We start from the raw sequence: 11694 nt of genomic DNA on the forward strand, positions 1-11694 counted from the left end.
CCAAATTATAAAATGATTAATTCTTTAGTCGAATGTGTTAGTACTTCATTACCCGTTTTTGTGATTAAAATATCGTCCTCAATTCGAACGCCACCAATTCCAGGAATGTAGACGCCCGGTTCAATTGTTACAACCATATTAGGCTCCAGGACCGTATTTGAACGGAATGATAACCCAGGTCCTTCATGCACTTCAAGGCCGATACCGTGACCTGTTGAGTGACCAAATGCTTCACCTAAGCCTTTTGATTTTAAATAATCGCGTGCTACAGCATCCGCTTCAATCCCTGTCATGCCCGGACCAACTTTTTCAAGCGCAAGAAGCTGAGACTCGAGCACAGCATTGTACATTTCTACCAACTTCTCTGAAGGTTGGCCTACAGCGATTGTACGTGTAATGTCCGAAATGTAACCATTATAGTAAGCACCAAAATCAAGTGTTACAAAATCGCCCGTTTCAATAATTTTGTTTGTCGCAACACCGTGCGGCAATGCCGAACGCAATCCGCTTGCAACAATAATATCAAAAGAAGAACTTGTAGCACCTTGTTTACGCATGAAAAATTCTAATTCATTCGATACGTCAAGCTCTGTAATGCCAGGCTTGATGAAATTTAAAATATGTGTAAATGCATTGTCTGCAATTTCACATGCAACCTTAATAATATTAATCTCTTCTTCAGTCTTAATCAAGCGAATTTTTTCAATTAAACCGGAAACTGGCACGAAATCAACATTCACTGCCGAATTATATACTTCATATGTACCATATTGCATGGCATCTTTTTCAAATGCCAATGATTTTACACCCATTGCCGCCACTTGTTTTGCCACTTCATCATGGATCGGACCGCTATGCTGAACGACACGGAATTCCTTTACTTGCTCTGAAGCTTGTTCTGTATAGCGGAAATCTGTAATAAAAACGGCATCCTGCTGGGAAACAACTGCCACACCGGATGTACCAGTGAAGCCTGTCATATAACGGCGGTTGTATTCATTTGTAATGAGTATTGCTTCGACATTGTTCTCGATTAGTGCTTGACGTAGTTTAGTAAGTTTCATCTGTTCTCATTCCCCTTTTTAGTGTAGTAAAAACTTGCAGATGGCCATTTAATTGGCGAATCTACAAATTTGTCCTGCTTTCAATCACAGAAACTTTGGCGTTACGCGATGCAATACTCCTATGTCTTTAAACCCTTTAAATTACACTTTACAAGGTGTTAAAAGGGACCTTTAATACAAGCTGCTTCATTGTGAACGCTTCTTTTTATACTGTCCCTATTTTATCACAGACTTTTCAGACATCAATACTTTCGACTAACGAAATAATGTCTTTGTACGGTACCTGGCCGTTTCAACAATCAAGCGCATCGCTATTAAAATTACAATAAAAAATGGGATGGAGAATTTTTTGATTGATGACAATTCAATAGGTAGATTTAAGATTTTCCATTCGAGTAATGCTGCCATGACAATTCCCAAAATAAGTGAAAGTAAAAAAGGAGGCACCATAACGAGAAGCTGTGTTACGACCAATAATAAAAAAGCAACAATCGCTATCATTAAAAATAAAATAACCCATCGCTCGAATGCCGTCCATTCGAACCATTCCATTTTTTTTAGAAATGATACCGGATGCCATTTAATAAAATTAAATAAGTGCAAGCCTTTTAAGCCTACTGTCACAATAAATGATGTAAATAATGAAGTGACAAACAGATGCATGACAAAAACTCCTTTTTTTGACTCAGTATGACCGATTGTAAAAAAACTATTCGAATGAATAGTGCTTTTCTCCAAAATTTAGTACAATATGAGGGTATAACAAAGACAAGAGATGGATAGACTCCATTCTCCCGCCTTAAATATAGATTGAAATTTTATAAGAGAGTGGTGTCGAGCAAGTGAGTAATAATGCGCCAGTATATGGTGGGCAAGCGCTTTTAGAAGGTGTTATGTTCACTGGTCAAGATCATATGGTAACGGCAATCCGTCGAAATGACGATTCCATCGATTATTTCCATGTAAAAAAAGAGAAAAAGCCAATTTTTCAAAAGCTAAAAAAAATTCCTTTCGTTCGTGGGGTTGTCGCACTAATCGAATCGGCAGGCTTTGGGTCGCGCCATTTGCAATTTGCTTCTGACCGCTATGATGTTACACCAGGCGAAGAAGAGGAAAACAGTGGTGAAGAGCCATCGAAGTTAATGATGATATTAGGTGTAGCCGTTATTGGTGTACTCTCATTTCTATTCGGTAAGTTTGTCTTTACATTAGTACCGATGTTTCTGGCAGAATTTTTAAAACCTTGGTTCCCAGGAAAAACCGTTCAAATTTTTATTGAAACCGGCTTTAAATTAATTTTGCTTCTTGGCTATTTGCAGATTATTTCGATGACGCCGTTGATTAAGCGGGTATTCCAATATCACGGAGCTGAACATAAAGTAATTAATTGCTATGAAGCAGGCCTTGACTTAACGGTGGAAAATGTTCAAAAACAATCACGACTTCATTATCGTTGCGGTTCAAGCTTTATTTTATTTACCGTAATTGTAGGTATGTTTACATATTTCTTCGTACCTGTTGATCCACTTTGGGTTCGTCTTGTAAGCCGTATTTTACTAATCCCGGTTGTAATCGGTATTTCTTTTGAAGTATTACAAGCGACAAATGCCGTTCGTGAAATTCCGGTTTTACGTTACCTAGGCTATCCTGGATTATGGCTGCAACTGTTAACAACAAAAGAACCGAAAGACGAGATGGTGGAAGTAGCGATCGCCTCTTTCAAAAAACTGCATGAAGTCGAGAAAAACCCGGCTATTGCACAAACATTAGTACATGATTAATTAAAGATTCGGGGAGTTATGTAAAAGGGAAATTACTTTTACGATAACTCCCTTTTTTGACGCCTACCATATATTTAGAGTCTCGAAATATTTTCATTGAGTTCCATTAGACGAAATGGCATAATAGAGTTAAAATTCAGTGAATTAATTATAAGGAGTTAACAAATGAAAACGATTTTTCAATTTATGAGGCGCTATAAATGGCCAGCAGCAATCGCCTTTTTTCTCATGCTATTGGAACTTGCGAGCGATCTGATCCAGCCGCTATTCATGGCGAGAATGATTAATGAAGGCCTTCTTGAAGAAAATTTACATAATGTCGCATTTTGGGGTGGCTGTTTATTTGCTTTAGCCCTATTCTCTTTCATAAGCGGAGTACTCAACTCCTTCTTCTCCGCGCATGTCGCCCATAGTTTCGGTTTCGATCTACGGAAAGTATTGTACAGTAAAATACAATCACTGACGATGGCGACCTACTTGACTTTCCCAACTTCCGGACTTATTACACGTCTGACAAGCGATGTTACACAAACGATGAACATTGTCTTTATGATGCTGCGGATTGCAATGAAAGCACCGTTAATGACGGTTGGTTCGCTTATTATGGCGTTTGTTATTAATGCGAAGCTTGCGCTCATTTTATGTGTCAGCTTTCCGTTTCTGCTCATCTTCCTCGTATGGATGGTATCAGTCGGAATCAAGCTGTTCGCACAAGTACAACAGCGACTTGATTTTGTGAATCGTCAGCTCCAGGAAGGACTGCAGGCTGTCCGATTGATTAAAGCGTATATGCGTGGTCAATATGAAGAAAACCGCTTTTTAAGCGTTGCAGAAAACTTGAAATTTGACACGATCAGAGCGACACGTGTTATGGAAATTGCATTGCCCGTGCTTCAGTTTGTTATGAATATTAGTCTGCTCATTGTTATTTGGGTTGGTGCAGATGCGATCCGGGACAATGAGATTCTTGCCGGTGATTTGGCCGCTATTATTAACTATGCATTCCGTATGACGGCATCGTTTTCTATATTTTCATTTATTATTATTGCCTATGCCCGTGCCAAAGCGTCTGCTGAGCGCATCGAAGAGATTTTAAATGTCGAGGAAGGCATAGAGGAAGTACAGAAAAATGAAGCTCCTCTTCTTGAAGACTTTTCGATTCATTTTGACAATGTCTCATTCCGTTACCCAACAACGGAGCAGTATACGCTTCAAAACCTGTCATTTTCAATTGGCAGGGGCGAAAAAATTGCCATAATGGGGGCTACCGGTTCAGGAAAATCGACTATTTTACAATTGGTCGAGCATTTTTACGAACCGAACAGTGGAGACATTTATATTAACGATCAAAATATAAAGGATATCCCATTGCAGCAGTTGCGTCGTTCGATTTCCTATGTCCCGCAGCAATCCCTCCTGTTTTCGGGTACGATTGTGGACAATTTACGCTGGGGACAAAATGATGCAACTATCGAGCAAATTATTGACGCGACAAAAAAAGCGCAAATCCATCACTCTATCGAAAGCTTTGACGAACAGTATGAGACGATGATTGGACAGCGCGGTATCAACTTATCAGGTGGGCAGAAACAGCGACTTGCAATTGCCCGTGCCCTGTTAAAACCGGCATCGTTACTTATTTTAGATGACAGTACTTCAGCTCTGGATGTTGCGACAGAGCAGAAACTATGGGAGGCGCTTGATCAGGAGGCCATCACCATGCTCGTAGTAACTCAAAAAATACAGACTGCACAAACGGCTGACCGCATACTGCTCATTGACGAAGGCCAACTGCATGGATTTGGCACACATGAACAATTAATGGCAACGAACGAATTGTATGCGAAAATTGTTGCTTCACAGCAGGAGGTGCTTGCCGAATGAAGTTTTTCAACTATGAACCCATCATCACAAAAGAACAAATTAAAAACACGAGCGGTAAGAAGAAAAAAGGTGAACGCGCGCAAAACTGGACGTATACATTGAAACGTATTTTCGATTTTGTAGCCGAACAGAAAATGCTCCTGTTTATCGTTTTACTGCTTGTCGTATTAAGCTCAGCTTTTGCATTAGTCGGACCGTTCATCATTGGACGGCTCATCGACCAGTTTATTGATGGCAGTTCGCTAAGCCAGCTTTCATACTGGCTATACGGGCTGGCGGTCATTTATTTACTTTACAGTTTCGCGAGCTATTTCCAAAACTATTGGATGGTCAGCATCGCCCAACAAACTGTATTCCGAATTCGTACACAGCTATACGGACACTTTTTCAAGCTCCCTCTCCGCTTTTTCGATAAACGAAAGCATGGGGAATTAATGAGCCGCGCGACAAATGATATCGAAACAATCAGCTCAACGTTAAATAGCGCCTTTATCCAAGTTGTATCAAGTATTTTGACATTAACAGGTACGGTTGCCGTCATGCTTTGGCTAAGTCCATTATTGACACTTATTACAATGCTTATCGTACCGCTTATGTTTTACGGGATGCGCTGGATAACAAAACGCACAAGCCTGCTATTTAAACAGCAGCAGGCAGCGATTGGGGAAATGAACGGATTAATTGAAGAATCCATTACCGGTCAGCATGTCGTTAAAGCCTTTTCACAGGAAACGAAAATGCTGCGTCAATTTGACGAGAAAAATACACGCATTCGCACGGTCGGATTCTGGGCATTAACGTATTCCGGGTTTATCCCGAAAGTCATGAACACGTTGAACAGTTTAAGCTTTGCGATTGTTGCGTTGGCCGGTGGTTTATTTGCCTATTACGGCCATATTTCAATCGGGACTATTATTATTTTCACGGAGTATGCAAGACAGTTTACGCGTCCTTTAAATGATTTGGCCAACCAGTTCAACACCGTCCTTTCCGCATTAGCAGGGGCGGAACGTGTTTTCTTGATCATGGATGAAAAAGAAGATGAAATTGACGGGGAAAATGTGGAACTTCTCGGGAATGTGCGTTTTCAAAACGTTTCTTTCCAATATGATGCACAAGCTTCCTCCCCTACTCTGTCAAATGTGTCCTTTGAAGTGAAATCCGGGCAGTCAGTTGCATTAATCGGTCAAACCGGTGCCGGGAAAACAACGATTATGCAGCTATTGACCGGACTTTATGAGAAAACGGACGGGAAGATTGTATTTGATGATATGGAAATAGAAGAGATTTCAAAAGCGAGTTTGCGCAGTCAAATGGCATTTGTCTTGCAGGATCCGTTCCTATTTGAAATGTCGATCAAAGATAATATCCGCTACGGGAAGCTCGATGCAACAGATGAAGAAATATATGAAGCTGCTAAAAAAGCGAATGCCCACACATTTATCGATAAGCTGTCGGAAAAATACGACACGATTTTAAGTGCAGACGGCAGCCAGATTTCTCAAGGACAAAAACAGCTGTTATCGATCGCCCGTGCCTTTGTAGCCGATCCGAAAATTTTATTATTGGATGAAGCGACAAGTAGTATTGATACCGTGACAGAGCTCCATATTCAGGAAGCACTTGAAAAACTGATGGAAGACCGTACAAGTTTTATCATCGCCCACCGCCTGAATACAATTCGCAAAGTCGACTATGTTATCGTCTTAAATCAAGGGAAAATCATCGAACAAGGAAATCGCCGAGAATTAATTGAAACTCAAGGTGTGTTCGGAAAAATGCTGAACGTATAATTTCAAATTTACCGAGAAAAAATCGCCCTTTTTGCCTTATACAGCAAAAAGGGCGATTTTTGTTATGGCCTAAAACTGCTAAATCATTTCGTTATCGGTTTGCTCCTCCATTATCGGTGCCGGATTTTTTAACTGTCGAAAGTTTTTATAGTATTTGACGAGTAAGAAAATAATAAATGCCGCCAAAATGAAAAAGAACGCCACGTTTATCAGCAATTCCTGCTGGGCTGCTTCTGTTGTCGGTAAATCAAGTTTTGTCGTTTGATTTGTATAGACAAACTGGAGATATGCCAAGAAGTTATTAAAGCTATGTAATAGCATTGGTATCACGATATTTTTCGTTTTTAAATACGCGTAGCCAAGCACGCATCCTAATGCAAAGGCAAATACGACATTGATTGGGTTAAGGTGGATAACACCAAATATAAGGGAGGAAATAATAATACTCTTTTGCGGACTCCATCTCAAGGTGAAACGGCGAAGCAAGATCCCTCTAAATAACATCTCCTCATATATGGGCGCAAGAATGCAAATATTAATAAAGAATAATACGTACACGAGAAATGATGGCTGTACTTCATCCAAATTAAGCATCGGAAAGAATGAAAACAGTTCCCGTATATGCTCTTCAAAAATAAGATACACAATCGTGAATAGGATTGTTGTAAATACAACGGTAATCAATTGGAAGCTAGCGGTAATCGATAAATATTTTGCCCAGCGCCCTTTTGTCATCGTAGTATGAATCGGCAGTTCATTAAACGAGAAATTCCATTTTTTTGTTTGATGCAGCAAGTACATGAAACAGCTGACCGAAACAAAAAATGTAACCCATTCCTCACTTGCTGGGATATCGATTAAAAATAACAAGATAAAGCTCGCTATAAATATACCAATCGCAAACAGTATAAAATAGCGCAGCTTAAAATTTTTCAATTCACTATAATCCATTATTTTACACCCCCTGTAAATAGAGTAACATGAAATGGAAGTTTTATCCCAAGCATCGCTACCCCTTTCTGATCATTTTTCACCGAATAACGTTTCTCCATTGCCAATACCGCCTCTTTTACAATACGATGGATTCAAAACAGATAGAAGTGGGTGTTTTGCATGTCTAAAATTTTAATTGTGGAAGATGAACAGCAGATCGCGCGTGTATTACAGCTGGAGTTAGGGTTTGAAGGCTATGAAACAACAATTGCCAATACCGGCACGGACGGATTGCTGAAATTTCATGAAGACAAATATGATTTAGTGTTGCTTGATGTGATGCTTCCGGAGCTGAACGGCCTGGAAGTGCTGAAACGAATTCGCAAACATAATGAAACCGTTCCCGTTCTTTTACTGACTGCTAAAAGCAATATTGAAGATAAAGTGACAGGGCTTGATTACGGGGCAAATGACTATATAACAAAGCCGTTTGAATTCGATGAACTGCTTGCACGAATTCGTGTTGCATTGCGATTTTCGCACAAATCTGCTCCAGAACCAACATCATCGTCTGTCCACACATTTCAGGACTTATCATTAAATGAGCAAACCCGAGAAGTCACAAGAAACGCGCTACAAATTGATTTGACTCCTCGTGAGTTTGACTTGCTGCTGCATTTTATGAAGCACGCTAAACTTGTACAGTCACGTGAACAGCTGCTGAATGCGGTTTGGGGATATGACTATTATGGTGATACAAATGTTGTCGATGTATATATCCGTTATTTGCGTCAAAAACTAGAGGTAAATCTGAATTTACCGCCACTACTACATACAGTTCGCGGTGTTGGCTATGTGTTAAAGGAAGCGTCAAATGAAACTTAATACAAAAGTAAATCTGTTTTCCATGTTATTGACTTCGGTTATTTTAATCGGCAGTTTTACAGGCATTTATTATTTGTATAAAGAGTTTGCCTTTTCCACAGAGGCAGAGCAATTACAGGCACGGGCAAATGAGCTGACAACAGCAATAAGCGCACTTGAATCCATGGATGGAATTGATTCGATTTTCGGGGCATATCTCCCGACTGATGGAGCGATCATCGTTCGTGAGATTTATGATAATACGGGTAAACCATTAATCCGTCTTCAAAAAACCTCGGAGCAAATTGATTTTAAACTTGATCCGGCACAGCATTATACGGAAAAAACAATACATGATGTCCCTCATATCGCACTTGCTACTCCAATCATTTTGCCGAATGATGAAATTGCCGAGGCAAAGCTGATCCAGCCATTGCCGACCATTACCGATAATATGAATCGACTGTTAATTATATTAGTTTTGATGACACTTGTTGCACTCATTCCGATTTATTTGGCGAGCCAGCTATTTGTTCAACTGATCGTAAAACCCGTTTTGCAGCTAACATCGACGATGGAAAAAAATATTCAGCAGTCCAGCTATGAACAGATTCCCACCCGCAGGCAATCGAACGATGAAATAGCACAAATGGCAACGACGTACAATCATTTAATGGCACAGTTGGAAGATGCCCATGACAAACAGCAGCAATTTGTCGGCAATGCTTCACATGAACTGAAAACACCGTTAACGGTCATTGAAAGTTATACAAAGCTGTTAAAACGCCGTGGCACACAAGACGCAAAAATTACGGAAGAAGCGTTGGAAGCGATTTTAAAGGAAACTACCAATATGAAGGCCATGATTGAACAAATGCTCGCATTGGCAAAAACAAATGAAATGACGAAAATCAATATGACGACATTTGCATTACAGCCTTTTATCGATCAGATTGTTCAAAGTATAAAAACTGCCTATCATCGTGAGATTCACGTTAATATTCCTGATGTTGACATTACAACGGATGAAGCAAAATTAAAACAGCTGCTTTTTATATTTATTGATAATGCACGAAAATACAGTGACGATGTCATTAAAATTCACGCTTCTGTGAAAAATGATCTGCATATCTCTATTCAGGATTTTGGTGTTGGTATACCTCAAGAGGACCTTCCGAATTTGTTCCATCGTTTTTACCGGGTTGATAAAGACCGTAACCGGAAAACTGGTGGCACCGGCATTGGCCTCTCGATTGCAAAGGAACTCGCCGATCGTCTGAATGCCGAAGTTTCCATTGACAGTGAACTAGGAAAAGGAACTACGATTTTACTCATTGTTCCACTTTCAGGAGGTGCACAACATGAAAGCTAAATGGATTACCCTATGCATCGCCGTCATTCTCATTGGATTTTTCATTACACTAACAGTCAAGCAATTATCAACACCGCATGAGCTGAATACGAATGAACTGGAAGTGAAGATTAAAGATATTTATAATGCGGAAGTCCAAACATTGGTGAAAGAAAAAGATCATTTTATCGCTTCGTTCAATAAAGATGGTTCGATTTTTGAAGTGAATATAAATGCCGTTACTGGGCAATTTTCCGATTTGAAGCTCATTCATAAAAATGAAAAAAAGCAAGATGAGCAAAATAATTCGGAAGTATCAAAAGAAGATCAAACATCTACAAGTAAGCCAGTTGAAAAAACAACAAAGCCATTACTGTCTGAACAACAGGTGGTCGATATTGCATTAAAGGAAGTACCTGGTGAAGTTGATTCAGTGGAATTTGAAGGTAACGCTGAAGGTGGCGTCTATTTTGTGGAGATTGAACAGGAAGATGATGTCATCGTTCAAGTCCATGCCATTACCGGCGAAATTATCGTAATTCAATTTGATGATTAGTATTCTCATCAATTTCTAATAATTCTCTCAGACCGTTTTCATATTCGCTCGTTATACTGACATTACAAACAAGAAAAGGAGCGAGTAAATTTGAATAAAAAATTTTTAGCAATCCCGGCATTACTAGTAGCAATTGGTGGAGGCGCTGTATTCGCACAGTCCGATTTATTTGCGCAAGCAGAAAACAACCCAAGTATTTCAGCTGGTGAAGCAAAGAAAATTGCGTTAAAACAATTAAACGGTGAAATTATTGGTTTTGAATATGATCGAGATGATCGTACACCACATTATGAAATTGACATCTTAAAAGACAATGAAAAAATTGAGGTTGAAGTGAATGCAGGTACAGGTAAAGCGGTTGTAACAGAACGTGAAAACATTCGTACAGTTACAGCGGAAAATACCGAAAAAACCGATGATACAGTAAAAGGAACGGATTCATCGAACACTTCTGCTGTTATCACGGAAAAGCAGGCAATTGAAATTGCTCAAGCGAAAGCAAAAGGTACCGTAACGGACCTGGAATTGGATGAAGATGACAACCGTCTGATCTATGAGATTGAAATCCGTAACGGTAAAATGGAGTACGATTTTGAAATCGATGCAAAAACAGGCGACATTATTAAGTACGAAGAAGATTTAGACGTTGACCGTTTTGATAACTAGTCAATATAAGCACTAATATAAAAAAAGGAGCGCAGATTGATTTCTGCGCTTTATTTTTCATTTTGCCTTTCTCGCCTTTAAGATTATAAAGGAAGGACGATGCTGTTCTTTTTGTAAGCTTGGAAGTAATTCGATTGCTTCGTCTGTTGGCATTGGCTCCACTAACTTTTCTATTTGTAACCCGTTGTTGATCAGTGTGTTTATAATTGTTTCGATTCTACGATGGTACATTACGACATTGTCAACAAGCCAGTTCTGTGTTCGTTTCCCCTCATCTTGGTAACGTGAAACTGCAAAATGCGAGAGTGTTTCTTTCTTATCTGTAATCCATTGTTCCACACCTTTATTAGCTGTTGAAATCGGGTGCTCGATGGAGAAAAGGAAAATTCCTTCTGGACACAATGCTCTGGTTACCTTTTCAATGACCCCTTCAAAATCCGCTACATAATGAAGTGCCAATGCGCTTGTTATAAGATGATAATTCGATTCCTGCAAGATTATATCTTCAATTGAGATTTGTTGAAAGTGAAGACGATTACTTTTATAGCGCTTTTTTGCTGCAGCAATCATGTTACCTGAAATATCGATTGCATCAACATACTGTGCCCCGTTTACAACACAGTCATTTGCAAACTCCCCTTTTCCACAGCCTAAATCCAATAAGACTTTCCCTTTTATATCCGGCATTAGTGCTATAAAATTGGGCCGCTCCAGCAAATTGTTATAATTAAATTTCCGATTTCGAATTTCTTCATATCCTTTGAAAAACAAGTCATTATCATAAATATTTTGCTTCATTCTT

11 protein-coding genes are annotated in these 11694 nt (G+C 39.4%); 7 read left to right on the forward strand and 4 right to left on the reverse strand.

Annotated elements, in window-relative coordinates:
- Positions 1 to 5: 5 nt before the first annotated feature.
- Positions 6 to 1064, reverse strand: coding sequence for a M24 family metallopeptidase (locus MHB58_RS12195; protein ID WP_008404275.1), 1059 nt, complete (start codon positions 1062 to 1064; stop codon positions 6 to 8).
- Between the two features lie 255 nt (positions 1065 to 1319).
- Positions 1320 to 1727, reverse strand: a complete 408-nt coding sequence (locus tag MHB58_RS12200) for a DNA helicase (RefSeq protein WP_340735322.1) — start codon at positions 1725 to 1727, stop codon at positions 1320 to 1322.
- A gap of 179 nt (positions 1728 to 1906) precedes the next feature.
- Here MHB58_RS12200 and MHB58_RS12205 point away from each other — a divergent pair, with 179 nt between their 5' ends.
- The 3 genes from MHB58_RS12205 (at position 1907) to MHB58_RS12215 (ending at position 6522) form a co-directional block, all read left to right on the forward strand.
- Entirely contained in the window at positions 1907 to 2845 is a 939-nt protein-coding gene (locus MHB58_RS12205) for a DUF1385 domain-containing protein (RefSeq protein WP_008404279.1), read from the forward strand.
- 165 nt (positions 2846 to 3010) lie between these two features.
- Positions 3011 to 4729 (forward strand): ABC transporter ATP-binding protein, encoded by a 1719-nt coding sequence (locus MHB58_RS12210; protein ID WP_340735323.1) that lies wholly within the window; start codon positions 3011 to 3013, stop codon positions 4727 to 4729.
- The gene (locus tag MHB58_RS12215) at positions 4726 to 6522 is read left to right on the forward strand and encodes an ABC transporter ATP-binding protein (protein ID WP_340735324.1); all 1797 of its coding nucleotides are present in this window, start codon (positions 4726 to 4728) and stop codon (positions 6520 to 6522) included. The genes MHB58_RS12210 and MHB58_RS12215 overlap by 4 nt, the downstream gene beginning before the upstream one ends.
- 78 nt (positions 6523 to 6600) lie before the next feature.
- On the opposite strand, the gene MHB58_RS12220 is transcribed toward MHB58_RS12215, so the two are convergent.
- Complete coding sequence (locus tag MHB58_RS12220; RefSeq protein WP_340735325.1) at positions 6601 to 7473, reverse strand: CPBP family intramembrane glutamic endopeptidase; 873 nt, start codon at positions 7471 to 7473, stop codon at positions 6601 to 6603.
- A gap of 162 nt (positions 7474 to 7635) precedes the next feature.
- On the opposite strand from MHB58_RS12220, the gene MHB58_RS12225 reads away from it, so the two are divergent.
- The 4 genes from MHB58_RS12225 (at position 7636) to MHB58_RS12240 (ending at position 10892) form a co-directional block, all read left to right on the forward strand.
- Entirely contained in the window at positions 7636 to 8340 is a 705-nt protein-coding gene (locus MHB58_RS12225; RefSeq protein WP_340735326.1) for a response regulator transcription factor, read from the forward strand.
- A complete protein-coding gene (locus MHB58_RS12230) occupies positions 8330 to 9691 on the forward strand; it encodes a sensor histidine kinase (RefSeq protein WP_340735327.1) in 1362 nt (453 codons plus the stop codon). Before MHB58_RS12225 ends, MHB58_RS12230 begins: the two co-directional genes overlap by 11 nt.
- On the forward strand, positions 9681 to 10226 hold the full coding sequence (locus MHB58_RS12235; protein ID WP_340735328.1) for a PepSY domain-containing protein: 546 nt from the start codon (positions 9681 to 9683) through the stop codon (positions 10224 to 10226). The genes MHB58_RS12230 and MHB58_RS12235 overlap by 11 nt, the downstream gene beginning before the upstream one ends.
- Before the next feature lie 90 nt (positions 10227 to 10316).
- Positions 10317 to 10892 (forward strand): PepSY domain-containing protein, encoded by a 576-nt coding sequence (locus MHB58_RS12240; RefSeq protein ID WP_340735329.1) that lies wholly within the window; start codon positions 10317 to 10319, stop codon positions 10890 to 10892.
- Between the two features lie 57 nt (positions 10893 to 10949).
- On the opposite strand, the gene MHB58_RS12245 is transcribed toward MHB58_RS12240, so the two are convergent.
- On the reverse strand, positions 10950 to 11690 hold the full coding sequence (locus MHB58_RS12245) for a class I SAM-dependent methyltransferase (RefSeq protein ID WP_065215688.1): 741 nt from the start codon (positions 11688 to 11690) through the stop codon (positions 10950 to 10952).
- Positions 11691 to 11694 lie beyond the last annotated feature (4 nt).

Origin of the sequence: Solibacillus sp. FSL K6-1554, assembly GCF_038005185.1 — a bacterium.
In the GTDB taxonomy this organism is placed as follows: Bacteria; Bacillota; Bacilli; order Bacillales_A; family Planococcaceae; genus Solibacillus; species Solibacillus silvestris.